The sequence below is a fragment of the Plantactinospora mayteni genome, from assembly GCF_016862935.1.
Classification (GTDB): Bacteria; Actinomycetota; Actinomycetes; order Mycobacteriales; family Micromonosporaceae; genus Plantactinospora; species Plantactinospora mayteni.
Genome location: NZ_BONX01000026.1, coordinates 40,767 through 65,290 on the forward strand (window position 1 = coordinate 40,767; position 24,524 = coordinate 65,290).

Here is a 24,524-nt window from a genome sequence, read left to right on the forward strand (position 1 = left end):
CCGGTCACCGCGCCCGCGCAGAGACCCGGAGGTCGGCGATGCCCACAGCGGTGATCGAGAGGTTGGCCGGCGAACTGCGCGGCGCGCTCGGCGACGAGCAGGTGATCGACGACCGGGCCCGGCTACGGACCTACGAGTGCGACGGGCTGGCGCAGTACCGGGTGGTGCCGGCGCTGGTGGTGCTGCCTCGGACCGCGCAGGAGTGCGCCCGGGTGGTCCGAGCCTGCGTGGCCGCGCGGGTGCCGTTCGTGGCCCGGGGCTCCGGTACCGGGCTCTCCGGCGGCGCCCTGCCGCACCCCGACGGGGTACTGATCGTCACCTCCCGGCTGCGCACCATCCGCGAGGTGCTGCCGGCCGACGAACGGGCGGTGGTCGAGCCGGGCGTGATCAACCTGGCGGTCACCCGGGCCGCCACCCCGTACGGCTACTACTACGCCCCCGACCCGTCCAGCCAGCAGATCTGTTCGATCGGCGGGAACGTGGCGGAGAACTCCGGCGGGGCACACTGCCTCAAGTACGGCTTCACCACGAATCACGTGCTCGGCTTGCAGATCGTCACCCCGGACGGCGACCTCGTCCGGCTCGGCGGGGCGGCACCGGACAGCCCCGGTTACGACCTGGTCGGCGCCTTCGTCGGCTCGGAGGGCACCCTCGGGATCGCCACCGAGGTCACCGTACGGCTGGTCCGGCTGCCGGAGTCGGTGCGTACCCTGCTGGCCGCCTTCGCCACGACGGACGCGGCCGGTGCGGCGACCTCGGCGATCATCGCCGCCGGGGTGGTGCCGGCGGCGGTGGAGATGATGGACGCGCTCGCCATCGAGGCGGCCGAGGCGGCGGTGCGGTGCGGCTATCCGGCCGGCGCGGGCGCGGTGCTGATCGTCGAGCTGGACGGCCCGGCCGCCGAGGTCGAGGCGCAGTTCGCCGAGGTGGAGCGGCTCTGCCGGGCCAATGCCGCGTTCGAGATCCGGATCGCCGCCGACGACGCCGAGCGGGCACTCTTCTGGAAGGGGCGGAAGTCGGCGTTCGCCGCCGTCGGCCGGATCAGCCCGGACTACATCGTGCAGGACGGGGTGATCCCGCGTACCGCCCTGCCGGAGGTGCTGCGCCGGATCGGTGAACTCGCCGCCGAGCGCGGCATCCGGGTGGCGAACGTCTTCCACGCCGGAGACGGCAACCTGCACCCGCTGGTCCTCTTCGACGACGCGATCGACGGGCAGGCCGAGCGGGCCGAGGAACTCTCCGGCGCCATCCTCGACCTCTGCGTCGGGTACGGCGGGTCGATCACCGGGGAGCACGGTGTCGGGATGGACAAGGCGAAGTACCTGCCCCGGATGTACACCGACGACGACCTGGACACCATGCAACTGCTGCGCTGCGCCTTCGACCCGCGCTCGCTGGCCAACCCCGGCAAGATCTTCCCCACTCCCCGGCTCTGCGGCGAGGTGCCCGGCCGGCACAAGGGCGCACACCCGCTCCAGGAGGCCGGTCTCGCGGAGGTGTTCTGACCCATGCCCCGACTCGACACCGACACCAACACCACCGCACAGATGGACACGCTCCGGGCCGCGATCGCCGCGCACGACGGCTCGGGTCCGGAGGGTGCGGAGATCGGGGTGGTCCGGCCGGCCGGGCCGGCGGACGCGGTCGGCGGCGTACCGGCCCGGATCGTCGCCGCGCCCGGCTCGACCGCGCAGGCGGCGGCACTGCTCCGGGCCGCTGCCGGACTCGGGCTCAGCGTGGTCTTCGCCGGCGGCGGCAGCAGGTCGGACTGGGGCAACCCGCCGCGCACCCTCGACCTGGTGGTGCAGACCCGGCGGCTCACCGGAGTGGTCGAGCACGCCGCCGGCGACCTGATCGTGGTGGTCCGGGCCGGCACCCCGCTGGCCGAACTCCAGAGCGCGCTCGCCCCGGCCGGGCAGCAGCTCGGGCTGGACGATCCGGTCGGCGGCGCCACCGTGGGCGGCACCGTCGCGGTGAACGGCAGCGGGCCGCGCCGGATGCTCTACGGCACTGTCCGGGACCTGCTGATCGGGGTCACCCTGGTCCGCGCCGACGGAGTGGTGGCGCACGCCGGGGGCAAGGTGGTGAAGAACGTCGCCGGCTACGACCTGGGCAAGCTGGTCACCGGGGCGTACGGCACCCTTGGCCTGGTCACCGAGTGCGTGTTCCGGCTGCACCCGGTACCGGCCGCCCGGTCGTACGTGCGCTGCCGGGTCACCGCCGCCGGGGCGGACGGGGTGGCAAGGGTCGGCCGGCTGCTCCGCACCGTGCTCGGGGCCCAACTGGTGCCGGCCGCCCTGGAGGTCGAGGCGCCGCCGGAGGGCGGTTACGACGTGGTGCTGCTGCTGGAGGGGACGCCTGCCGGAGTCGCCGGAAGGGCCGAGGTCGCCGCCCGGCTGCTCGGTGCCGACGCGCTGCCCGGCACGGCGGCGCCACCCTGGTGGGGGCGGTACCCGTGGCAGCCCGGCGACACCGGGCTCAAGCTCACCGGGGTGCTCTCCGGCGTACCCGACCTGCTGGCCGCGGGCCGGGCGGCGGCCGACCGACACGGCGTGCCGGTCGGGGTACGCGGCTCGGCCGGCACCGGAGTGCTCTACGCCGGTCTGCCGGCGGCGGCCGACCCGGACCGGGTGGCCCGGATCGTCGAGGAGTTGCGGGGCGCCACCGCCGAGGCCGGTGGGCACGCCGTGGTGCTGACCGCGCCGGATCCGGTACGCGACCGGGTCGACCTGTGGGGTCCGGTGGAGGGGCTGGAGCTGATGCGCCGGGTCAAGCACCGGTTCGATCCCGACGCACGGCTGGCACCCGGACGTTTCGTGGGAGCAATCTGATGCCGTCACCCGACCCGCTCCCGCCCGAACCCGCCGTACCCGAGGCGATCCCGGCCGCTGCCGCCCCGCCCGCGCCGCCCGGGCCTGACGCGCCGTCGGCGGGCGGTGCCCGACCGGCCAGCGTGCCCCGGGACGTGCTCGGGCTGCTCGGGGCGGCGTCCGGCGGGCCCGCCTTCGACGAGTACCGGCCGCCGCCGGCCGACCTCGTCGCCGACTGTGTGCACTGTGGATTCTGCCTGCCCACCTGCCCGACGTACGTGCTGTGGGGCGAGGAGATGGACTCGCCCCGGGGCCGGATCCACCTGATGCGGCAGGGGCTGGAGGGCGAACCGCTCAGCGACTCCATGGTGGGGCACTTCGACGCCTGCCTGGGCTGCATGGCCTGCGTCACCGCCTGCCCGTCCGGGGTGCGCTACGACACGCTGATCGAGAACACCCGGCAGCAGGTGGAGCGCCGGCACCGCCGCCCCGCCCGGGAGCGGGTGCTCCGGGCAGCCGTCTTCGCGCTCTTCCCGTACCCGAAGCGGCTGCGGTTGCTGCGCGGGCCGCTGCGGGCGTACCAGGCCAGCGGGTTGCGCCGGCTGGTGGCCGGGAGTGGGCTGCTGCCCCGGCTGGCGCCGACCCTGGCCACCCTGGAGTCGTTGGCCCCCCGGCTGACCCGGGCACCGAAGGCCCCGGACCGGGTGCCGGCGTACGGGCGACGCCGGGCAGTGGTCGGGATGCTCACCGGGTGTGTGCAGAGCGCGTTCTTCCCGGGGGTGAACTCGGCGACCGCGCGGGTGCTGGCCGCCGAAGGTTGTGAGGTGGTGATCCGGCCCGACCGGCAGGGCTGTTGCGGCGCGCTCAGTGTGCACAATGGACGCCAGGAGGAAGCGCGTCGATTCGCCCGGGACCTGATCGACGCCTTTGCCGACGCCGGCATCGACTACTTCGTGGTCAACGCCGCCGGCTGTGGCTCTTCACTCAAGGAATACGGCGAACTGCTCGCCGACGACCCGGCGTACGCCGAACCGGCCGCCACCTTCGCCGCCCGGGTCCGCGACCTCTCCGAACTACTGGTCGAACTGGGGCCGGTGGCGAAACGGCATCCGCTGCCGGTCAGCGTCGCCTACCACGACGCCTGCCACCTCGGCCATGCCCAGGGAATCCGGAGTCAGCCCCGGGAACTGCTCCGGGCCATCCCGGAGCTGGAGCTGCGGGAGATCGCCGATCCGGAACTGTGCTGCGGCTCGGCCGGGATCTGGAACGTACTCAACCCGGAGCCGGCGGCCCGGCTCGGCGAGCGCAAGGCCCGAGACGTGCTCGCCACCGGCGCCCGGCTGCTGGTGACCGCCAATCCGGGCTGCCTGATGCAGATCGCCGCCGCGATCCCCCGGCTCGGCGGTACGGGCTCGGCGGAACCCGCCGGAGCCGGTGGCGTCGCCGTGGCGCACACCGCGCAGGTGCTCGACGCCTCCATCCGGCGGCTACCGGTCGAACGCCTGCTGTCGTGACAGCCCAGCAAGCTGGACCCGGCAGACCCACCGGCCGGGTCGATCGTCCGCACTCCGACCGGCAACCTCCGGCTGGCGCCGTGAGCCGGGCCTACGCACTCCCACCGGCAACGTCCGGCCAGCGCCGTGAGCCGGGCCTACCCGGCGAGCTGCGGCAGCACCTCGGCGGCGATGAGTTCCAGGTGGTCGAGGTCGTCGATCTCGGTCAGGCGCAGGTGCACCCGGACAGTGCCGACCTCGGCGAACTCGCCGATCCGCTCGACGAGCCGGGCCGGCGAACCGGCCACCGGATCCTCCGGTGGCAGGGCGCTCTTCTCGTGTAGCGGTGCGAGGCGCCGCCGTACCTCGGCGTCGGTCCGGCCGATCGCCACCACGATTCCGGCGGAGAGGACCAGCGGATCGCGGCCGGCCGCCTGTCGGTCGAGCCGGTCGCACGCCTCGCGGACCCGCGCGTACGCCTCGGCCGTCTCCTTGACCGTCCGGAACGGCATGTTGAACTCGTCCCCGTACCGGGCGGCCAGCTCCGGGGTCCGCTTCGGGCCCCGGCCACCGACGATGATCGGCGGCCCTGGCCGCTGGATCGGCTTGGGCAGGCCGAGGGCGTCCTCCAGCCGGTAGTGGTCGCCGGCGTAGCTGAACCGGGAGCCGGTCGGAGTGCGCCACAGTCCGGTGACGATCGCGAGCTGCTCCGCGAGCCGGTCGAACCGCTCCCCCACGGCGGGGAACGGGATCCCGAGCGAGCGGTGCTCCCGCTCGTACCAGCCGGCGCCGAGGCCCAGGTCGACCCGGCCGCCGCTCATCTGGTCGACCTGGGCGACCAGTACGGCGAGCGGGCCGGGGAGTCGGAACGTGGCCGAGGTGACGAGCGTGCCGAGCCGGATCCGCGAGGTCTCCCGGGCCAGGCCGGCGAGGGTGAGCCAGGCGTCGGTGGGGCCGGGTAGCCCGGGGTCGTCGCCCATCGCCTGGTAGTGGTCCGCCCGCAGCCAGCCGTCGAATCCGGAGTCCTCGGCCAGTCGCGCCATCCGGAGCTGGTCGTCGTAGCTGGCGCCGCGGTGCGGCTCGGTGAAGATCGCTACGCGCATGTCATGCCCCTCCCACCCCACCGGCGTTGTCGGCGGGCAGCAGTCCGGTAATGATCCACGTCATTGAACCTTTTTCAACCTCCCCTTGCGGTCCGGCGGACCGCAAGGTCGGACGCGGTGCCTGAGCGCCACGCGGTTCAGGTTGAAAAGGTTCATTGTTACCCGGCGCAAGGTTTGCCCCGTTCGCTGGTCCAGTGTGGCATTGCGCTGGTGTGGACCGGACCTCGCAGGCAGAATGGCCTTTCCCACGCTCTACTCGGACTCTCCCGCCTTCCCCGCCCCGGCCGTGCTTCGACCAGGCTCCCGTACTCACCCAACCCCCCACTCCGGACGGTCGGGTACCGCCGGATCGAAAGGACGGTTCCCGTGAGACTCGCGCGTACGACCGCAGCCGCCGCTCTGGCTACGACGTTGCTGCTCAGCGCTGCCGCCTGCTCGGACTCCTCCGACGACGGCACCGACGGCAGCGGCTCCGGCTCGCTGGAGCGGGTGGAGTACCTGACCAGTTTCGGGAACTTCGGGCGTGACGCGTACGCCTGGGTCGCCCGTGAGAAGGGGTACTTCCGGGAGGCCGGGTTGGAGGTGGAGATCAAGCCCGGCAACGCCACCGCCGAGAACCTCAAGATGATTGCCGCCGGGCAGGCGGCGTTCAGCCCGCTCGACCTCACCGGTCTACTCCTCGCCGCCGGGCAGGGACAGGCCAAGGACGTCGTCGCGGTTGCCGCCATCCAGCAGAAGACCATGGCCGCGATCATGAGTCTGGAGGGCAACGGGATCGCCGTACCGAAGGACCTGGAAGGCAAGACGCTGGCCGACAGCCCCAGTTCGGTCGTCCGGAACCTCTTCCCGACGTACGCCAAGCTGGCGGCGATCGACGCGAGCAAGGTCAAGTGGGTGAACGGCACCCCGCAGACCCTGATCGGCACGCTGGCCGGTGGGGGCGTCCAGGGCATCGGGCAGTTCGTGGTCGGCAAGCCCACCGTCGAGGCCGCCGCGAAGGGCCGGAAGGCGGTCGTCCTGCCGTACAGCGACGTCATGCGGGACCTCTACGGCAACGTGCTGGTCACCTCGAAGAAGATCGCGACGGAACAGCCGGACCTGGCCAAGCGGTTCACCGCCGCCCTGCTCAAGGGACTGGAATACAGCATCGCGAACCCCGCGGAGGCCGGGGAGATTCTGCACAGGAACGTGCCGGCCGCGGCTGCCGCACCGGCCGCCGCCGAGTTGGAGCTGATGGCCGCGTACGTGACCTCGGAGATCGGAGTCGGCGGGATCGACCTGGGCCGGGTGGCCGGCAGCATCGCCCTGTTGGAGACCGCCGGGTCGATCCCCCCGGGTGTGACGCCGGAGCAGATCGTCGACGCCAGCCTGACGCCGAAGCGCTGAGATGGTCGACGTTCGATCCGAGGTATCCGAGGTGCGCGCGACCCGGTGGCGGTACGGCGCCGCCCGGGTGGCGTACGCCGCGGTGTGGCCCGTCCTCGGGCTGCTACTCGCGATCACCGCCTGGTGGCTCGTCACCACCGCGTACCCGCTGGTCCACCCGGCGGTGCTGCCGCCGCCGACCGACGTCCTCGCGGCGTTCCGGCGCAGGCCCGGAGAGCTCCTCGACGGCACCTGGACCACCACCCTGGAAACCGTGATCGGTTTCCTGCTCGCCACCGTGGCGGGAGTCCTGATCGGCATCTCCCTGGCCGCCTCCCGGGCGACCGAGCGGATGTTCTCGCCACTGCTCGTGGCCGTCAACGCGGTCCCGAAGATCACTCTTGCGCCGCTGCTGGTCATCGCCCTGGACTTCGGTCAGAAGCCGATCCTGACGATGGTCATCCTGCTCGCGTTCTTCCCCGTCGCCCTGGCCACGACGACCGGACTCACCACCACCCCCGCGGACCTGGCCGAGTTGGCCAGGTCCCTGGACGCCTCGCGCTGGCAGGCGTTCTCCAAGGTCCGGTTCCCGGCCGCGCTGCCGCAGATATTCATCGGCCTGAAGGTCGCCATGCCGCTGGCAGCCATCGGCGCCGTCCTCGGTGAGTTCTACGCCGCGGACGGCGCGGGGCTGGGCTTCCAGATCCTTCAATACAGCGGGGTCGCCGACAGCGCGACCGCCTGGGCCGCGATCATCCTGGTCGGAGTCATGAGCATCGTGCTCTACAACGCCCTGGTCGTCATCGAGTGGTTGGCCCTGCCATGGGTACGGGAGACGACCTCGGCCCGGTGAGCGCTCGTCACCGGCCACCGGCATGCCTCCGAAGAAGGGCCCCTTCCGGTCGCGTTCTGCCTGGGAAGGGACCCCTCCGGACACCTCAGAAGGTGATCAACGGGTCACCGACGAGGTCGGCGACGAAGTTGACGAAGAAGAAGCCGAAGAACAGCACGTTGGCGACGAGCAGTACGTAGTGCCACGGGCGGGGTCGGGCCGGCCGGGGCAGCCGGCTGTTCAGATAGATCAGCAGGAACGGATAGAACAGGGCACCCAGGTTCGACATGTTCGCCGACCACTGCACCAGGTTGACCGGCACCGCCAGGTGCAGGATCACCGAGATGATCACCAGTAGCACCAGCATGAACGGGTAGTAGAACCGGCGCGGGTCGCCCTCCAGCAGCCGGCGCAGCCGGGGACTGGTCCCGTGTGCCGCGTCGGTGCTGACCCGGACCATGCCCTCGAAGATGCCGAGCTGGGTGCTGAACAGCACCAGTACGCCGATCAGCAGCATGCCGTAGAACATCAGTGGCCCGTAGTCGGGTTCGAGCGCGGTCGCCACGAACGTCGGTACGTCCTGCGCGGTCGGCACCGTGCCGGAGACCTGCACCGCGTGCGCCATCAGGATGGTGGGCAGCAGCATCCCGAGCATCGCGCCGACGAAGAAGATCCCCCACATGTCGGTGAGCAGCAGGCGGTACCACCGCCGCCACCGGGCCGCGTTCGCCGGGTCGTCCCGGAAGGTGACCCCGGTGGCCAGCAGTTCCCGCCGGTCGCCGCGCAGCCCGGAGAGGTAACCGGTGCGGTGGCCCATCCCGTAGCCCTTGTCGCGGTAGTGGCCCATCACATACCAGTTGAGTCCGGAGGCGAGGGCGGTGAACCCGGCCAGCCCGCCGAGCTGGGTGGCGGTGATCCCCTCCGGCGGCGCGGCCGGGGTGACGAAGCCCCGGATCCCCTCCCACCAGATGTCCCAGGGCACCACCAGCAGCGCCACGACCAGCAGCACGATCAGGATGGTGCCGACCATCACCCAGTTGGCGAGTTCCAGGGCCCGGCTGATCCGCTTCGCTCCGGCGGTGATCAGGAAGACCAGCACCAGCAGGGCGATCGCCCACAGGCGCGGTTCCTCGGCACCGGCGGGCGCGACCTCGCCGTGCACCAACGCGTAGACGCCCTGGCCGGCCGAGGCCGCCCACCCCCCGGCGATGAACGCGAAGATGACCAGGAACACCGACACCGGTACCCAGAGCAGGTAGCCGGGCGGCACCCGGCCCCAGCCGACCACCGGAGCCTCGCCGGTGGCCATCACGTACCGGGAGCACTCGACGTTGTAGAAGGTCTGGAGCAGCGCCGAGACCAGGATGACCCAGCCCACTCCGACGAAGCCGAACTGGCCGACCGCCTGCGGGCCGAGCAGCCACTCGCCGCTGCCGATCGAGATGCCCAGCGCGATCAGGCTGGGACCGAGGGCGTACTTGAACAGCTCGCGGGGGCCGAGCCGGCGGACCTTGAAGACCTCCTCGGGTTCGGGAAGGTCGGCCACGGCGAGCGGGGGACGGCTGGTGCCGAGTGGATAGGAGTGGACGTCCGGGACCTGAGTTGCTTCCGCCATGGATCGCCTCCTTGGGAAAGATCCCCCCGGACATCAATCGTCATCCATCAGAAACCGGTAAGCAATAATCGATCTCTGTCAGCACGCTCCCTGGTCGGTCAATCCCGGATCAGGTAGTCGACCCGGTTGTTGGACTGGTCGGGGTCACGGCCGGTGCCGCGTACCGTCACCGTTGCCGGGGTCTTGTCGACCGGGCCGGGCGGTGCGACGAAGCCGAACCGGAACCGTACGGTCGCCCCGGCGGCCAGCGGGCCGGCCGTACACCGGAAGGTGCCGGCGGATCCGGAAAGCCGGCACCCGTCGCGCGGCTCCCCGAGTTCCACCGTGGCCGGTGTGGTCACCACCACGGAGAGCGTGTCGACGTCGGCCGGACCGGCGTTCACGACCATGACGGACAGGGATCCCTCGCGCACGTCGGCGCTGGGCGGACCGAACGTCAGGTAGGTGCTGCTGGCCGAGACGTCCGCCGTGTCGGGTGCCGAACTCGTCGGGGTGCTGCCGTGCTGCGCCACACCGGACGGCCGACCCGTCGGCGTCGCCGAGGCCGGCCTGGTGGGCGCGGTCGGGCCGGCCGAACTGTCCGGACTGGCCAGACCGGTCGGGGTCGGCGCGGCGGACGTGGTCACCGGAACGGCCGGCGGTACGACCGCGGTCGACTGGTGGGGCGACGTCCGCTGCACCAGGGCGGTACCGGACACCGCGGCGACGACCGCCAGCACCCCGGCCGCACCGGTCAGCGCCGACCGCCGGACCACCCGCCGCCGCCGGACCCGCGCCCGTACGTCGGCCATCCCCGGCGCCGTCAGGTACGGCCGCCCGACCCGGTCGAACTCGGCGAAGGCGGCGCCGACCGCGCGCTCGTCGTCGAATCCGGTCATCGCTGCTCCTCCCCCCGCTCGGCCAGCCGGGCGGCGAGAACCGCCCGTCCCCGGTGCAGCCATGACTTGACCGTGCCGGCCGAGACACCCTCCTGGACCGCGATCTCCGCGATGGAGAGGTCGCCGAGGTGGAACTTGACCAGGGCACGGCGCTGGGTGGCGGGCAGTTCGGCGAGCGCCGCCACCAGCATCACCCGGTCCGGGCTCGGCTCCGGCACGTGGCTCTCGCGTTGCCGCTGCGCCCACCGCAGAAAGGTACGGGACCGCCGGAACCGGTTGGTGGCGCGGTTCCAGGCGACCCGGCGTACCCAGGCGGTCGGGTCGTCGTACTGGGAAATCCGGTCCCACCGCTCGAACAGCGCGCAGAAGGCGTCCTGGACCACGTCCTGCGCCTGGGCCAGATCCCCCGTGTACGCCCAGAGCTGCATGGTCAGCGGGTGGAACGTCAGTGCGTAGAACTCCTGGAAGGTGGCGACCTCCGGCCTGGCCCCACCGCCGGTCCGGTCGACGGCCTCGCCGCCCGGCACGCTCGGCGTGGCAGCACGGAAGGTACTCCGGGGCGGATCAGCACGGGAGGTCACCAGAGCGATGGTGTCAGGCACGGTAAACCAGGAAGATGCGCCGATTGTCGTCCGGCCCGAGATCCCGGTAGATCTCGCCACGCTTTCCGCCGGACCAGACGTCGACCAGCCACCGGGAGATCAAGCTGTCCGCGCCGTCCTTGGCGGCCGGCGACTTCATGCCCAACCGGTACACCCGGGACTCGCCCGGTGCCAGGTAGCCCTTCTCGCACTTCGACCCGGCCGGGAAGTCGACCCGCTTCGACCGCAGCGGGGTGCAGCCGGACCAGTCGCCGCCGTCCGCCGTCATGCTCTCCGGCACCTCGACGATGAAGGTCAGCCCCCACACCGGCTGCGGTCCGGTGTTCCGGATGGTCACCGTCACGTCGCCGTGCCGTACGCCGTTGACCGGCGCCCTGAGCCGCAGGCCGGGAGTCTGCGCCGACAGGTCGGTGATGTCCTCGGCCGGGTCGTACGACGCCGGTGGCTTCGGCATACCGGTCGACCGCGCCGGAGCCGGCCGACGTGGGGTGGTCGCCCCGGTCCCGCTCGTCCGGGGCGCCCCGGTCGGCGCCGCCGTGGCCGGGCTGCTCTCCCCCGCCGGCGTCGCCGGTACACCGGTGGGTGTCACTGGTACGCCGGTCACCGTCGGTGTGCCGCTCGGTCCGGCTGTCGGCGCGGCGTCGGAGCCGCAGCCCGCCAGCGCCACGGTCAGCGCGGCAGCCAGCAGAACCGCCGACGTCGCCACCGGGTGGCGCCGGCCGGTTCCGAACCCGATCTTTCGCATCGTCCCCCCTCGAAGCTCGTGTCCGGGCTCGCTCGTCGTGCCCGGTCGCGGCATACACATCCGTCCCCGCGTCGCGGTTGCACCCGATCGGGACCAAGGTGGTGCCGTGTCGGAGAACCGACTCGAACCGTTGACCAGACCGGAGCACGGATGAGGTGACAGGATCCGTTCACGTTCCGGGTGCCCCGAGGTTCGCCGGCCGGGCCGGCAAGCGGGCGCACCACCTGCCGCGGACCCGAAAACCCCAGGTGGTACGCCATGCCGTTGCAGCGCTACGACACGTCCCCGGTCCCGCGCCCGTCCGGGCTGGTCCCGCCGGGCACCGACCTGACCGGGATCACCGAACTCCGGTTGCACGGGGTCGGCGGCACGACGCCGGAGGACCTGCTCGCCGACGCGGCCCCGCAGCACGTCTCCGGCGACCGGATCGCCGGCTTCTACCGCACCGCCGACCTGCCCGGCCGGCACGTCGAGGCGTACTCGTGGGGTGGGTTGACCTCGCGCAGCGGGGCCCGGGTGCTCTGGCTGCTGCTCTTCCCGTTCGCGCTGGCGAACGTGGCCGGCTGGATGTGCAGCCCGGGTACCCACCGACGGCCGGCGCTGTTCCGGCTGCACCGAACGGCGGTCCGCTGGGCGGCCCTCGGCCTCACCCTCAACCTCCTGCTCATCGCCGCGATGACCGGGATGGAACTGCTCGGCTACCAGTGCGGCGGGCAGTCCGGCTGCGCCGACGACACCTGGCCGGTACGGCTGCTGCACGACCCACTGCTCGCCGACCACCCGGCCCGGCGGATCCTGGCCGGCACCCTGGTACCGCTGGCCATGGTGGTCCTGCTGGCGGTCCTCGCGTTACGCACCATCGGCCGCTACGAGGCGACCAGCCCCGGCGCACCCGGTTCCGGGCGGGGGCGGGAGTTGCGGGGTGCGGCGCGGTGCGGGATCGGTTTGGCCGATCCGGGTTTCTGGGACGGTCGGCGCAGTGCGCTCGAACAGGGGTACCTGCACATCGCCGCCGGTCTCGGCTTCGTCGCACTGGTGCTCGGGCACACCGTACGGGAGGCGGCGCGGCTGGCCGGCGCACCGGTACACGCCCCGGTGCTGGCCCGGGTGGCGCTCGCCCTCGGCGTACTGGTGCTGGTCGGTGCACTGGTGTTCGTGGCCGCCGGACGCTGCCCGCTGGCGGTTCCGCCCGTACTGCTCGGGGTGGCGGCGACGGCGGTCTGCTGCGCCGGCTGGTTCGCCGCCGTGCAGCCGGCGTACCCGCAGTCGTTCGGCTACCTGCCCGGGATGGGCGCGGTGGCCGGGCTGACCCTCGGCGGGGTACTCGGCACCCTGTTGCTGGTGCTCGCGGCCGTGCTGCCGGGCGGCTGGCGGCGGGGTACCTTCGTGGCCTTCGGCCCGTTCGTCGCGCTCACCCTCAGCGTCTTCGCGCTCAACGTGGTGCTGGTCAGCGTGATGTCCCGGGTCGCCGCGGTCACCGCCGAGGTGTCGACCCGGGTGCACCTGCCGACCGGGCCACCCGAGCGGGTCGAGCTGTATCTCTATCCGATCCTCGGCCGGCTGGTCCACTACCTGACCCTGTTTCCGCTGGCGCTGATCCTGCTCTTCGCCGCCTACGAACTGGTCAGCTACTGGCGGGCCGGAGCGGACCGGGCCGAGCGGGCGCGGATCCGGGCGTGGTACCGGGAGCACTCGCCCCGGCCCCGGACCGAGCCGCGCTGGCAGCGCAGCACAGTGGCGGACGAGGGCCGGGAGCGGCAGCGGATAGCCCGGCTCTGGCCGGCGATGCTCGGCCGGGGCTGGGAGGCCCGGATCGCCCGGGCCCGCCGGTTCGCCCGGATGCCGCACGACCTCGACAAGCTGCTCACCGCCATCGCGGCGATCGGCACGGTCCTGCTGGTCGTACTCCAGATCCGGTACTGGGTCTTCGGCAAGCTGCCCTGGGGGACACAGTGGACGTTCACCCTCGGCAGCTACCTGGCGGCCGGCATTCCCGTCGTGATCATCCTGGTACTCCGGAAGGGCTGGCGGGATCTGCACAGCCGACGCCGGATCGGGGTGCTCTGGGACGTACTCACCTTCTGGCCGCGCGCCTACCACCCGCTGGCTCCGCCGTCGTACGCCGAACGGGCCGTTCCGGAGTTGCAGCAGCGGCTGTGGCGGATCCACGACAGTGGCGGGCGGGTGGTGCTGGCCGCGCACAGCCAGGGCACCGTACTCGCCGCCGCCGCGCTGCTGCAACGGGAGAACCGGCCGGACGACGACGTGGTCGCCCTGGTCACCTTCGGTTCACCACTGTCCACACTGTATGGCTGGGCGTTCCCGGCCTACTTCGGCGAACGGGTGCTGGGCAGGCTCGCCCCGACCGGTGGCGCTCCCGGAGTGGCGCTGCACGCCTGGCGGAACTTCTACTACCGGACCGACTACATCGGCGGCCGGATCTTCCCCGCCGGTCGACCTCCGGCCGAGGTCGACGTGGAGTTGCCGGACCCGGTCAGCAACTGGTACATCCACGGGCAGCCGGCCCCGGCGGCGGCCCGGCACTCGGGGTACTGGGTCGACCCCGCCGTCTGGCGGACCGTGGACGACCTCGCCGAGGCGGTCGGCGCCGTACGTCGGGTGCCCCGGCAGGGCCGGGCCGCGCTGCACGAGGAGGCGTAGCGCCCGGCCGCAGGTGCCGCCGCTTCGTCAGGTGTGCGATCCGGAGCCGCCGGATCGCCGCGTCGTCGTAGTCCCGAACCGGAAGCGGAGGGCGCGGGCGGCGGGCGTCAGCTCCGGGTACGCCGCCGGTAGGCCAGCGCCGCCACCGTCAGCCCCAGCCCCCAGAGCAGGTACGCCGGCATCGAGACCCAGAAGAACCAGAGCGGGTACGTCCCGTCGCCCGGATCCCAGCTCCCGGCGACCGTCTCCACCGCCAACTGCCCGGTGCCGACGCCGAAGTAGCCGACCAGCAGGAGTCCGAGCCCGAAGCCCGGGCCGAGCAGCAGCCAACGGGGTACCCGCCGACCGGCCAGCAGCGGCAGCCAGCGCGGGAACACCCGGCCCCAGGAGTGCACCAGGGCCAGCGGCAGCAGTACTCCGGCGAGCAGGAATCCCGCCTCGAAGACCAGTACGGCCGGCCCGGCCGCGAACGGGATCTCCGCCACCCCGACGGCGTACTGCGCGGCCAGCCGGGTCAGGCAGCCGGCCACCGCCAGGTAGGCCGCCGCCCAGGCCCACCGGGGCGTACCGGCGAGGGGGCCGCCGAACAGCGGGCGGTCGCCCCGGAAGCGTCGCCGGTATCCGTTGGTGGCCACCGCCAGCAGCACCCCGCCGGCCAGGCAGCCGAGCCGGCCGGCGATCCCGGCCGGGTCGACGGTGAGACCCAGCCCGGGGATGAGCACGGCGACGGCGTCCAGCAACAGCAGTGGGCAGAGCGTCGCCAGGGCCGTGCTCACCCCCCAGGCCGCCCCGGCCAGCGGCCACCACCAGCGGTCCGCCCGATCCAGCGCGACCGCCAGCGGTGCCGCCGCGCCGACCAGGGCGACCGCGCCCCAGCCGGCCACCGGGAAGAGATCGGTGCCCAGCGGCGGAAACTCCGGGGCGTTCCCCAGCGCCCAGTAGACCCGCAGCCCCCCGTACCCGATCGCCCAGAGCAGGACCGCGTACGGCACCCAGGCCGTCGCGCTCCGGCCCGGCGCCGGCCCGGCCGGCGACCGCTGCGGTCGCCGCGACAGTACGTCGATGCCGTGCCGTCTCCTGGTCATGTCCCCCAGCGTCGCCGACGGCCGGCGGAGCGGGATCCCCCGCACGACGGTCCGGCCTCCCCCGCCGGAGGGAGGCCGGGCCGGTGCGGAAACCACTGGTACGGGCGGGTCGCGACCACCCCAACGAGACGCCCGAGAACGGGCATTCCGGACCGCAGTCGTTACCACGATCTCTAGCCTGGAGGTGCGGGTTTGTCACGAAAGGGGAGCGAGCCGAGACTCGTCGGTGGCCGAGATGCCTCATCGAGCACGAAGAACGTCGCACGGTATCCAACGGTCCGAGCAGTGGGAGCAGCCAACGCCCCGGCGGATCGGCAGAGAATCTCGGGCCGCGCCCGCCGCGCTGCCGCTCCCCCGGACCGGACGGGCGCTCGGCTGGCAACTCCTCAGCACCCTGGCCCTGCTCGCCGCGCTGGTCTGGATCGGCCGGGCGCACCTGCGGGCCGGTCGCCCCGACACCTGGCTGCTCGGCCCGCTGGACGGGCTCGCCATCGCCCTCGGCGGCGACGGGCCGCACCCGCTGCGGCAGCGACTCGGGCTGCTCCTGCTGGCCCTGATCTGCTTCGCCGCCTGGCGGCACCGGCGCCGGGTCCGGCTCGCCTACCGGCCCGGCCCGGTGGACGTACACGAGTTCACCGACGCCACCCCGGACCGCAGCGCGCCGGTCGACGACCTGAAGAGCCAGTTCTGCCAGCGGCTCTCCGAGACGCACATCTATCCGCCGTACGCCGGGCCGGCCGACCCGCCGCCGGAGACCTTCCTCGACGTGGCCAGCGGGGTCGACCCGCGCAGCGGCAACCCGCTGGTCATCCTGCTCCAGATGCTGCCCCGGCTCTGGCCGAGGATCGGCTACCGGGTGACCGGGGTGTTGCAGGTCCGGGCCCAGGCACCCTGCTACGGCGTCTCCGCCACCGTCACCTCCTTCCTCGGCGGCGGCCGGAGCGCGATGACCACCCAGTGGGGCGGCACCTGGGAGGAGGCGACCCGGCGGACCGCGTACTGGGTGCTGGCCACGATCCTGCCGGTGACCCGGCTGGGCCGGGCCGCCCCGTGGCGGAACTGGTGCGGTCGGGAACTGCCGGCGGCGCTCTTCGCCGCGTACAACAAGGGCAAGGAGTTGCAGGACCGGCGGCAGTTCGACGAGGCGCTGCGCTACTACGGCGAGGCGCTCCGGCTCGACCCGTTCAACGCCGACCTGCGGGTGATGGTGGCCAGCGTGCAGGAGGAGATGGGGCTCTTCCTGGACGCGCTGGACACCTACCAGTCGGCACTGGTACTGCGCGAGCAGGGCGGCTGGTATGACGACCACATCTGGACCACCCGGGCCGACCGGCTCCGCGACCTGCCCCGGCACCTGCTCGGTACGCTGCGCTATCTGCGCCGCCGACCCGACTCGATCAGGCTCCGCTACCAGTACGCCTGCACGCTCGCGTACACCGAACGGACCGTGCACCAGTGGTTCAAGCAGGACGGGGTCGGCGACCGGGAGAAGGTACGCCGGCAGATGCGGCAACGCCTGGAGAAGGCGTTCGTCGACCGGTACTGGCCGGTGGTGGTGACCTTCGCCGACGCGCCCGGTGAGCCGTCCGCCAAGGAGTGGCTGCGCCGGGTGCTGCGGGAGTGTCCGGAGGCGACCCGGGTGGTCTTCCAGGTCGCCGCCGCCCAGGAGCTGTACCGGCTGCGCGAGGACACCGTGCTCGCCTGGTTCGTCCGGGCCACCCGCTCCGAGGTGACCCACTCGGCGCTGCTGCTGCTCCGGGACGTCTGGGCACCGCTGCGGCTGGCCAAGGCGTGGCACGACTGGGCCGCCACCGGCTGGCGACCGGTGCACCGTCCCGGGGTGGTCAGGCTGGCCGACCCGACCGGTGACGGCGGTGACGGCGGAGGGCCGGTCGCACCGGTCGGACCGTTCGACGACGGGGGCTGCCTCGCCGGCTGGTGGCGGCGCGGGCCGCGTAGGCGGGCCCAGGCACTGAGCCGGGAGTGGCCGTGCGGCGGCGTGCTGCTGGACCGGGCGATCCGGCGGGCCCAGCGCCGGAGGTGGCCGAGGCACCCGCTCCGGTCCTTCGACTTCTACAACGCGGCCTGCACCTACGCCTTCGCGCTCAAGGGGTACTTCCCGGAGCGGGAGCGGTCCGCTCCGGCGTACCTCTCGGCGGCCGGGCGGGCGCTGTGGCGGGGCCGCCGGCTGATCGCCGACGCGCTGCCGCTGGCGTACCCGCCCCGCTGGCACCGCCGGCCGGCCACCCCGACCGGTCCGCTGGCGACGGGGCCGACTCCGCACCCGTTGCCGCCGCCGGTCGCGCCGCTGGTGGCGAGGGCCGTGGAGCAGCTCCGGGCCGCGCTGGCCTGCACCGAGAGCGGGGTCGCCGCCGACCGGCTGCGGCGGTGGATCCTGAGCAGCGAGCCCGATCTGGCGCCGCTGCGCCGGTTGCAGGACTTCGGGTACTTCGAGGAGGAGGTGTACCCGAGCCTCAAGGTGGTGCTGCCGCGCCCGGACAAGGTGATCAACTCCCGGATGTCGGCGTACGCCAAGGAGCTGCTCTGCCAGGGTGCCGTACTCCTCGAACAGACCTGGCACGACCGCGCCCTGCCGCCGCAGACCGCCGACCCGCACCAGCTCATCCGCTGGCTCGACCTGGACGCGGAGACCTGGGACACGCTCTGCCGGATCGCCCTGGACCACGCCCGGTACTGGCGGGACCGGGCCGAGTTCATCCGGCTGCTGCGCGAGGCGGTCGACCCGATCCGGATCGCCGAGGCCCGGTTCCCGCCGGCGATCCCGCGCTACGACGACCTCTGCCTGGCCGGCGCCGACCGGCTGGTCGGGGACGGCAGCCGGACCGAGGAGAACATCGAGCGGCTGGCCCGGCACAACATCGCGCTGGTGGACCGGCGGCTCAACGCCATCTACCAGACCGTGGCCGAGCACGCCGGGGACGGCAGCCTGCGGGCCCGACGCCGGATGGCCGAGCTGGACTACAAGGGCGAGCCGCTGCGCGGCGACGAGGCACAGGGCATCTGCACCCGGCAGGCCGGGCGGTGGCACCAGGTGGCCGAGCGGATGCGCGAGACCGGCCCGGTGGTCGACACGAGCGGCCTGGACCTGCTCCGCCTGCGGGAGCGCTGACCCTGCGAGCAGGGCGCGTCCTCAGACCAGTTCCGCGTCGTGCACGAGCAGGGCCACCTGGACCCGGTTGGTCAGCTCCAGCTTGGTGAGCAGCCGGGAGACGTACGCCTTCACGGTCGCCACGCTCATGAAGAGCGCGGCGGAGATCTCCGCGTTGGACCAGCCCCGCCCGATCGCGACCGCGACCTCCCGCTCCCGGACGCTCAGGGCGTCGAGCCGGCGTACCGCGCGGTCCCGCCGGAGGTCGGCGTCCCGCCTCCCCGGCGTACCCGTGCCGGTCACGTGCGCGATCAGTTTGCGGGTGACCGTCGGGGAGAGCGTCGCCTCGCCGGCCGCCACCCGGCCGATCGCCGCGACGATCTCGGCCGGCGGGGTGTCCTTGAGCAGGAAGCCGCCGGCCCCGGCCCGCAACGCCCGCAGCACGTACTCGTCGACGTCGAAAGTGGTCAGCACCAGCACCTCCGGCGGCTGCGGCAGTTTGCGCAGCGCCTCGGTGGCGGCCAGCCCGTCCATCCGGGGCATCCGGATGTCCATCAGCACCACGTCGGGGCGGTGTGCCTCGACCGCCGCCAGCACCCCGCTGCCGTCGGCCACCTCGCCGACCACCCGCAGCTCCGGTACCCCGCCGAGGATCATCGACAGCCCGGCCCGGACCAGCGCGTCGTCGTCGACGATCAGCACCCGTACCGGTCCGGTCGACGGCTCCGGGTGCGGTCCCGGTGTCGGGTCGACGTCTGCTCCGCTCACGGTGGCCACGGTAGCCAGGCCGCCAGCCGGAAGTCACCCGAGTCGGTACGCCCGTGCTCCAGCCACCCGCCGAGCAGCGCGGTCCGTTCGCCGAGCCCGACCAGCCCGGTGCCGGTACCCGGGATCCGGGGCTCGACCGGCTGACCGACCGGCCACCGGTTGCGTACCTCCACGCTGAGTCCCAGCCCCGGCCGTCCCCGCGCGGTCACCAGCACACTGGTCCCGGGAGCGTGCTTGCGGGCGTTGGTCAGCCCCTCCTGCACGATCCGGTACGCACCCCGCCCGAGCCCGGCCGGCGCGGTCTCCGTGGAGGTCAACTCGGTACGCAGGTCCACCCGCATGCCCGCCTCCCGGGACTCGGCCACCAGCGCCGGCAGGTCGTCCAGGGTCGGCTGCGGGCGCTCGGGTGCCCGGGGCGGCGGAACCGGCGTACCCGACTCTTCGCCCGACGGCACCGGCACCGCCGGGTACGGCGGGTCCGGCGGGTAGGCCTTCGGCCCCGAGCCCCAGCCGGCGGAGACCGGAGCCGGCTCGACCGGCTGATCCGGCTCCGCCCCGCCCTCCGGCGGGTCCTCCCGGAGCACGCTGATCACCTCGCGCAGGTCCTGCAACGCCTGGTGCGCGCTGCTCCGGATCACCCCGGCCGCCCGGGCGATCTCGTCCGGCGGCGCGTCGGGGCGGAACTCCAGCGCCCCGGCGTGCAGGCTGAGCAGCGAGATCCGGTGCGCGAGCACGTCGTGCATCTCACCGGCGATCCGGGTCCGTTCCAGCCGCCGGGCCGCCTCGACCCGCAACCGCTGCTCCGCCTCGGCCCGGTACGCCCGGTCCCGCCAGGAGAGCACGAGCTGCCGCCGGGCCCGGATGAACATCCCCCAGGCCAGTACCGAGGCGGTGAGGATCCCGCTGAGCGCCATCCCGATCCACGGCCCGTCGGCCGGGTCGGGATTCCGGTACTCGTAGAGCAGCGCGACCCCGAAGTGCGCCACGACCAGCGGGCCGGCCACCGATAGCGGCCGGTGCACCACCAGGGTCAGCAGGATGATCAGAATGGCGATCCCCGACGGGGTGGAGAAGAGCGCCACCGGCAGGGCGGCGGCGGCCAGCGCGACCGGCCAGCGGCGACGTACCCAGAGCGCGAGGCAGAGCGCGGTGGTCAGTACCGCGTCGATCGCGATCGCGAGTCCCGAGTCGGCCCGGTCCGCCACCAGGGTCGGCTGCGGGCGCAGTACGTCCCAGAAGGCGATGAACGCGTAACCGGAGCCGATCAGGAAACAGATCGTGTCGACGATCCAGTCCCGGGTCGACCGGCGGGGCCGGTGCCGGCCGGTGGCCGGGTCGGCGGTCAGGGTGGCCGGCAGCAGCCAGGGGTGCTCGGGGCGGGCCGCCACACCAGTCATGGACCAACTGTACGAACCGACGCCGGCACCGGACACCGACCAAAGTCGACGTCCGGAACTAGCCGAAGGTCGCCGGGTATGGACTCCGGACCGCAGCGCCGGACCGACCGGACCCGGCAGGCTCGACCACATGATTAGCGTCGAACACCTGACGAAACGGTACGGCCGGCACACCGCGGTCAACGACGTCTCGTTCCGCTGCGAACCGGGCACGGTGACCGGGTTCCTCGGACCGAACGGGGCCGGCAAGTCCACCACCATGCGGATGATCTGCGGTTTCACCCCGCCGACCGCCGGCACCGCCACGGTCGAGTCGGTCGACTACCGCCGACTGCCGAACCCAGGTCGGCGGGTCGGGCTGCTGCTCGACGCCGGTGCCCAGCACCCGGGCCGGACCGGGCGGGAGACGTTGACGATCTCGGCCCACACGATCGGGGTGTCCCGGCGTCGGGTCGACGAGTGCCTCGACCAGGTCGGGTTGAACGCGGTCGCGGCCCGGCGACGGGTCCGGGCGTACTCGCTGGGGATGCGCCAGCGGCTCGGCCTGGCGCAGGCGCTGCTCGGCGACCCCCGGGTGCTGATCCTGGACGAGCCGGCGAACGGCCTCGACCCGGAGGGGATCTTCTGGATGCGCGGCCTGCTGCGCGACTTCGCCGACCGGGGCGGCACGGTACTGCTCTCCTCGCACCTGCTCCGCGAGGTCGAGGCGGTCGCAGACCGGCTGGTGGTGATCGGTGGCGGCCGGGTGGTGGCGCAGGGCAGCAAGGACGAGTTGCTGGCCGGCGCGGGTGCGCTGGTCCGGGCCCGGGACCCGGAGGCACTGCGCGGCGCCCTGGACCGGGCCGGGCTGCCGGTACGGTCCAGCACCGACGGCGGCCTGCTGGTCGAGGCCGACCCCGGCGCCGTCGGGCAGGCCGCCGCCGACTCCGGCGTGGCGCTGCTGGAGCTGCGGCCGGCGGAGAGCGCCGGACTGGAACAGATCTTCCTGACCCTGACCGCTAACGACTCCGTCCGAGAGGCCGTCAGATGACCACCGACACCACCGCACGCCTCGACACCAGAGCCCCACGCCCCGCCGCCGACCTCGCCCCCGAAACCGACGCGTACGGCCGACCGACGCTGCTCCGGCTGACCCTGGTCGAACTGCGCAAACTCGCCGACACCCGGGCCGGCTACTGGCTGTTGATCACCATCGGCCTGGTCTCGGCGATCATCGTGGCCGTACTGCTCTTCACCGCACCCGACCCCGACCAGCGGTTCGAGAACTTCTTCGCGCTCTCCCAGCTCCCGGTCGGCATCCTGCTGCCGATCCTCGGCATCCTGCTGGTGACCAGCGAGTTCTCCCAGCGCACCGTGCTGACCACCTTCGCCCTGGTGCCGCAGCGACACCGGGTGATCGTGGCCAAACTCGGCGCCGGGGCGGTCGCGGCGCTGCTCTCCGTACTGGCCAGCATGGCGACGGCGGCTCTCGGCACCGTGATCGCCGGGCTGGCCGGCGACGGCGGGTCCTGGTCCACCGGCGTGTCGGCGTTCGTCGGCGCGGCGGTCTTCCAGGTGGTCAACGTACTGCTGGGCATCGCGTTCGGCCTGCTGCTCCAGAGCACCCCGCTGGCGATCGTGCTCTCCCTGGTACTGCCGATCGTCTGGTCCACCCTCGGCGGGATGATCGAGCGACTGCGCGGTGCCGCCGAGTGGCTGGACACCGGGCTCACCACGGCCGCGCTGGTGGAGCCGCCGAACCCCGGGGACCTCGACGGCGGCCAGTGGGCCCGGCTCGGCGTCTCGGTCGCGGTCTGGGTACTGGTGCCGCTGGTCGCCGGGCTGATCCGGACGGTACGCCGGGAGGTGTCCTGAGGTGACCGCCGACCCGGCCCCGCCGGACCACACCAGGGCGCCCGGCGAGCCCACCCCGGACCGCAGCAGGGCACCGGGCGAGCCGAGCCCGCACCGCACCCCGGCGCCGGCGCATGGCCAGCCGACGGTGGTGGCCGAGCCGGCCGGCCTGGTGGCGCTGGTCTGGATCCTCTTCCCGGTGCTCGGTGCCGCCCTGCTCTGGCTGGTGCAGTTCTCGGCCGGCTGGGTGGCGTCGCTGCGCTGGATCCCGATGCGCGGCCCGTTCATGTTGATCGACGCGGTGGACCAGCCCTGGGCCACCGGCGGGGCCCTGGTCCTCGGCACGCTCGGCGGGCTGCTGGTGGCCGGGATCGCCGACGCCGAGCGGTTGACCGTCACGGTCGCCGGGGACGGGGTGACCCTGGTCCGGGGCACCGCCACCCGGCGGGTCGGCCGGGACGAGATCACCGGGGCGTTCCGGGACGGCAAGCGGCTCGTCCTGCTCGGACCGGCCGCCGAGGAACTGGCCCGGGAGCCGTCGGACCTGCCCGCCGACCGGCTCCGGGCCGCCTTCGAGGCGTACGGCTACCGCTGGTACGCCGACGGCGACCCGTACCGGGCGGAGTTCCGGCGCTGGACCGACGGCGGCCCGGAGCTGCCCCCCGGGGCGAACTCGCTGCTCAAGGCCCGGCAGCGGGCGCTGGACAAGGGTGACAAGGCGGACGTGGCCGAGCTGCGGACCGAGCTGACCCGACTCGGCGTGGTGGTCCGGGACGACGGCAAGCGGCAGTACTGGCGCCGGACCCGGCCGCCCGGACAACCGCAGGACGGATCGGTCGGTCGGCCGACGGAGCCCGGCTGACCCGGTGGCCGCAGGTGCCGACCCGGGGCCGGGGTGTGCCGCGACCGGCAGCCGACGGTCGTTGCCGCCCTTTCCGAGCCGGCAGTAGGGTTCCCCGGATGAGCCTCCAGCGCAGCGTCGACCCGGACCGGGTCGGCTTCGACCCGGCGAGGCTGGCCCGCGTCGACGACCATTTCGCCCGGTACGTCGACGCGGGGCAGTTGGCCGGCTGGCAGATCGTGGTGACCCGGCGGGGCGAGGTCGCGCACTCCTCGACCTACGGGCTGCGGGACCGGGAGGCGGGGCTGCCGGTCGAGTCGGACACCCTCTGGCGGATCTACTCGATGACCAAGCCGGTCACCTCGGTCGCCGCGATGATGCTCTGGGAGGAGGGCCGGCTCCAGCTCACCGACGAGATCAGCCGCTGGCTGCCGGAGTTCGCCGACGTCCGGGTCTACGACCGGGGCTCGGCGCTCAAGCCCTACACCGTGCCGGCGGTCGAGCCGATCCGGGTCTGGCACCTGCTCACCCACACCGCCGGGCTGACCTACGGGTTCCTACAGACCTCGGTGGTCGACGGGCTCTACCGGGCCGCCGGATACGACCTCTATCCCCCGCCGCACTTCGACCTGGCCGCCGCGACCGAGGGCCTGGCCCGGCTGCCGCTGCTCTTCCAGCCCGGTACCGCCTGGGGCTACTCGGTGGGCACCGACGTGCTCGGCCGGCTGGTCGAGGTAGTCTCCGGCCAGTCGCTGGAGACCTTCTTCGTCGAACGGATCTTCGGCCCGCTCGGCATGACCGGCACCGGCTGGTGGGCCGAGGGCGCCGACGTCGACCGGCTGGCCGCCTGCTACGCCGCGCACCCGCAGACCGGCCAGGCGGTCCGGTACGACCAGGTCGGCGCGCTGGCGCTGAAGGAGCCGGCCCTGCGCTCCGGCGGCGGCGGCCTGCTCTCCACGGCGGCCGACTACCACCGGTTCACCCAGTTCCTGCTGCGCGGCGGCGAACTGGACGGGGTACGCCTGCTCGGTCCGCGTACGGTCCGGTTCATGACCCGCAACCATCTACCGGAGGGGCAGGACCTGGGGCGGCTCTCGACCGGCGGCTTCGCCGAGACCACCTTCGACGGGATCGGCTTCGGGCTCGGCTTCGCGGTGGTACTCGACCCGGTGCCGAGCCGCACCCCGAGCAACGCGGGCGAGTTCTACTGGGGCGGCGTGGCGAGTACGGCGTTCTGGGTCGACCCGGTCGACGAGGTCACCGCACTGCTCTTCACCCAGCTCATCCCCTCCAGCACCCATCCGCTCCGGGCGGAACTGCGCCAGCTCGTCTACGCCGCCCTGGTCGGCTGACCCCGCGCCCCGGGCCGGTTCCCCCGTGGCTCGCG

General features: G+C 73.2%; 19 protein-coding genes. 11 read left to right on the forward strand and 8 right to left on the reverse strand.

The features are described 5' to 3' along the window. The first annotated feature begins 38 nt into the window (after nt 1-38). Genes Pma05_RS19315 through Pma05_RS19325 form a run of 3 tightly spaced genes read left to right on the forward strand, consistent with a single transcriptional unit; the run spans nt 39 to nt 4,324 of the window. Nucleotides 39-1,505, forward strand: a complete 1,467-nt coding sequence (locus tag Pma05_RS19315) for an FAD-linked oxidase C-terminal domain-containing protein (protein WP_203858841.1) — start codon at nt 39-41, stop codon at nt 1,503-1,505. A gap of 3 nt (nt 1,506-1,508) precedes the next feature. Continuing rightward, nucleotides 1,509-2,831 (forward strand): FAD-binding oxidoreductase, encoded by a 1,323-nt coding sequence (locus Pma05_RS19320; protein ID WP_239312655.1) that lies wholly within the window; start codon nt 1,509-1,511, stop codon nt 2,829-2,831. After that, nucleotides 2,831-4,324 (forward strand): (Fe-S)-binding protein, encoded by a 1,494-nt coding sequence (locus tag Pma05_RS19325; RefSeq protein WP_203858842.1) that lies wholly within the window; start codon nt 2,831-2,833, stop codon nt 4,322-4,324. Before Pma05_RS19320 ends, Pma05_RS19325 begins: the two co-directional genes overlap by 1 nt. A 137-nt stretch (nt 4,325-4,461) precedes the next feature. Here the strand turns inward: Pma05_RS19325 and Pma05_RS19330 are convergent, their stop codons facing one another. Beyond that, nucleotides 4,462-5,406 carry an LLM class F420-dependent oxidoreductase gene (locus Pma05_RS19330; RefSeq protein WP_203858843.1) on the reverse strand — a complete coding sequence of 315 codons (945 nt, stop codon included), beginning with the start codon at nt 5,404-5,406 and terminating at the stop codon, nt 4,462-4,464. 366 nt (nt 5,407-5,772) lie between these two features. Here Pma05_RS19330 and Pma05_RS19335 point away from each other — a divergent pair, with 366 nt between their 5' ends. Beyond that, complete coding sequence (locus Pma05_RS19335) at nt 5,773-6,792, forward strand: ABC transporter substrate-binding protein (RefSeq protein ID WP_203858844.1); 1,020 nt, start codon at nt 5,773-5,775, stop codon at nt 6,790-6,792. A gap of 31 nt (nt 6,793-6,823) precedes the next feature. Further along, the gene (locus Pma05_RS19340; protein WP_239312657.1) at nt 6,824-7,624 is read left to right on the forward strand and encodes an ABC transporter permease; all 801 of its coding nucleotides are present in this window, start codon (nt 6,824-6,826) and stop codon (nt 7,622-7,624) included. Nucleotides 7,625-7,709: 85 nt separating this feature from the next. Here Pma05_RS19340 and Pma05_RS19345 read toward each other — a convergent pair whose 3' ends face one another. The 4 genes from Pma05_RS19345 to Pma05_RS19360 form a co-directional block, all read right to left on the reverse strand. Next, a complete protein-coding gene (locus tag Pma05_RS19345; protein WP_203858846.1) occupies nt 7,710-9,218 on the reverse strand; it encodes an Nramp family divalent metal transporter in 1,509 nt (502 codons plus the stop codon). Between the two features lie 98 nt (nt 9,219-9,316). Then, entirely contained in the window at nt 9,317-10,096 is a 780-nt protein-coding gene (locus Pma05_RS19350) for a DUF11 domain-containing protein (RefSeq protein ID WP_203858847.1), read from the reverse strand. Beyond that, nucleotides 10,093-10,524, reverse strand: a complete 432-nt coding sequence (locus Pma05_RS19355) for an RNA polymerase sigma factor (RefSeq protein ID WP_203859034.1) — start codon at nt 10,522-10,524, stop codon at nt 10,093-10,095. The genes Pma05_RS19350 and Pma05_RS19355 overlap by 4 nt, the downstream gene beginning before the upstream one ends. Before the next feature lie 166 nt (nt 10,525-10,690). Then, on the reverse strand, nt 10,691-11,443 hold the full coding sequence (locus tag Pma05_RS19360; RefSeq protein WP_203858848.1) for a hypothetical protein: 753 nt from the start codon (nt 11,441-11,443) through the stop codon (nt 10,691-10,693). A 258-nt stretch (nt 11,444-11,701) separates the two neighbouring features. Between Pma05_RS19360 and Pma05_RS19365 the strand changes: the two genes are divergently transcribed. Beyond that, nucleotides 11,702-14,104 carry a hypothetical protein gene (locus tag Pma05_RS19365; protein ID WP_203858849.1) on the forward strand — a complete coding sequence of 801 codons (2,403 nt, stop codon included), beginning with the start codon at nt 11,702-11,704 and terminating at the stop codon, nt 14,102-14,104. A gap of 107 nt (nt 14,105-14,211) precedes the next feature. Here Pma05_RS19365 and Pma05_RS19370 read toward each other — a convergent pair whose 3' ends face one another. Beyond that, entirely contained in the window at nt 14,212-15,189 is a 978-nt protein-coding gene (locus tag Pma05_RS19370; RefSeq protein ID WP_203858850.1) for a hypothetical protein, read from the reverse strand. Between the two features lie 235 nt (nt 15,190-15,424). Between Pma05_RS19370 and Pma05_RS19375 the strand changes: the two genes are divergently transcribed. Next, the gene (locus Pma05_RS19375) at nt 15,425-18,319 is read left to right on the forward strand and encodes a tetratricopeptide repeat protein (RefSeq protein ID WP_203858851.1); all 2,895 of its coding nucleotides are present in this window, start codon (nt 15,425-15,427) and stop codon (nt 18,317-18,319) included. 21 nt (nt 18,320-18,340) lie between these two features. Here the strand turns inward: Pma05_RS19375 and Pma05_RS19380 are convergent, their stop codons facing one another. Continuing rightward, nucleotides 18,341-19,084: a response regulator transcription factor gene (locus Pma05_RS19380; protein ID WP_372441516.1), complete on the reverse strand. Its 744-nt coding sequence runs from the start codon at nt 19,082-19,084 to the stop codon at nt 18,341-18,343. Then, complete coding sequence (locus Pma05_RS19385) at nt 19,063-20,463, reverse strand: sensor histidine kinase (protein WP_203858852.1); 1,401 nt, start codon at nt 20,461-20,463, stop codon at nt 19,063-19,065. The genes Pma05_RS19380 and Pma05_RS19385 overlap by 22 nt, the downstream gene beginning before the upstream one ends. Nucleotides 20,464-20,593: 130 nt before the next feature. Between Pma05_RS19385 and Pma05_RS19390 the strand changes: the two genes are divergently transcribed. The 4 genes from Pma05_RS19390 (at nt 20,594) to Pma05_RS19405 (ending at nt 24,489) form a co-directional block, all read left to right on the forward strand. Next, the gene (locus tag Pma05_RS19390; protein WP_203858853.1) at nt 20,594-21,493 is read left to right on the forward strand and encodes an ABC transporter ATP-binding protein; all 900 of its coding nucleotides are present in this window, start codon (nt 20,594-20,596) and stop codon (nt 21,491-21,493) included. Next, nucleotides 21,490-22,317: an ABC transporter permease gene (locus Pma05_RS19395; protein ID WP_239312659.1), complete on the forward strand. Its 828-nt coding sequence runs from the start codon at nt 21,490-21,492 to the stop codon at nt 22,315-22,317. The genes Pma05_RS19390 and Pma05_RS19395 overlap by 4 nt, the downstream gene beginning before the upstream one ends. Nucleotide 22,318: 1 nt before the next feature. Further along, nucleotides 22,319-23,158 (forward strand): YqeB family protein, encoded by an 840-nt coding sequence (locus Pma05_RS19400; RefSeq protein ID WP_239312661.1) that lies wholly within the window; start codon nt 22,319-22,321, stop codon nt 23,156-23,158. A gap of 98 nt (nt 23,159-23,256) precedes the next feature. Then, nucleotides 23,257-24,489 (forward strand): serine hydrolase domain-containing protein, encoded by a 1,233-nt coding sequence (locus tag Pma05_RS19405; protein WP_203858854.1) that lies wholly within the window; start codon nt 23,257-23,259, stop codon nt 24,487-24,489. Nucleotides 24,490-24,524 lie beyond the last annotated feature (35 nt).

What these genes read in the sequence shown, in the direction of transcription:
- Pma05_RS19360 (WP_203858848.1), bottom strand. Translation starts at nt 11,443, where the DNA reads ATGCGAAAGATCGGGTTCGGAACCGGCCGGCGCCACCCGGTGGCGACG.
- Pma05_RS19355 (WP_203859034.1), bottom strand. Translation starts at nt 10,524, where the DNA reads ATGCAGCTCTGGGCGTACACGGGGGATCTGGCCCAGGCGCAGGACGTG.
- Pma05_RS19330 (WP_203858843.1), bottom strand. Translation starts at nt 5,406, where the DNA reads ATGCGCGTAGCGATCTTCACCGAGCCGCACCGCGGCGCCAGCTACGAC.
- Pma05_RS19390 (WP_203858853.1), top strand. Translation starts at nt 20,594, where the DNA reads ATGATTAGCGTCGAACACCTGACGAAACGGTACGGCCGGCACACCGCG.
- Pma05_RS19325 (WP_203858842.1), top strand. Translation starts at nt 2,831, where the DNA reads ATGCCGTCACCCGACCCGCTCCCGCCCGAACCCGCCGTACCCGAGGCG.
- Pma05_RS19395 (WP_239312659.1), top strand. Translation starts at nt 21,490, where the DNA reads ATGACCACCGACACCACCGCACGCCTCGACACCAGAGCCCCACGCCCC.
- Pma05_RS19405 (WP_203858854.1), top strand. Translation starts at nt 23,257, where the DNA reads ATGAGCCTCCAGCGCAGCGTCGACCCGGACCGGGTCGGCTTCGACCCG.
- Pma05_RS19345 (WP_203858846.1), bottom strand. Translation starts at nt 9,218, where the DNA reads ATGGCGGAAGCAACTCAGGTCCCGGACGTCCACTCCTATCCACTCGGC.
- Pma05_RS19375 (WP_203858851.1), top strand. Translation starts at nt 15,425, where the DNA reads ATGCCTCATCGAGCACGAAGAACGTCGCACGGTATCCAACGGTCCGAG.
- Pma05_RS19320 (WP_239312655.1), top strand. Translation starts at nt 1,509, where the DNA reads ATGCCCCGACTCGACACCGACACCAACACCACCGCACAGATGGACACG.
- Pma05_RS19315 (WP_203858841.1), top strand. Translation starts at nt 39, where the DNA reads ATGCCCACAGCGGTGATCGAGAGGTTGGCCGGCGAACTGCGCGGCGCG.
- Pma05_RS19370 (WP_203858850.1), bottom strand. Translation starts at nt 15,189, where the DNA reads ATGACCAGGAGACGGCACGGCATCGACGTACTGTCGCGGCGACCGCAG.
- Pma05_RS19350 (WP_203858847.1), bottom strand. Translation starts at nt 10,096, where the DNA reads ATGACCGGATTCGACGACGAGCGCGCGGTCGGCGCCGCCTTCGCCGAG.
- Pma05_RS19365 (WP_203858849.1), top strand. Translation starts at nt 11,702, where the DNA reads ATGCCGTTGCAGCGCTACGACACGTCCCCGGTCCCGCGCCCGTCCGGG.
- Pma05_RS19385 (WP_203858852.1), bottom strand. Translation starts at nt 20,463, where the DNA reads ATGACTGGTGTGGCGGCCCGCCCCGAGCACCCCTGGCTGCTGCCGGCC.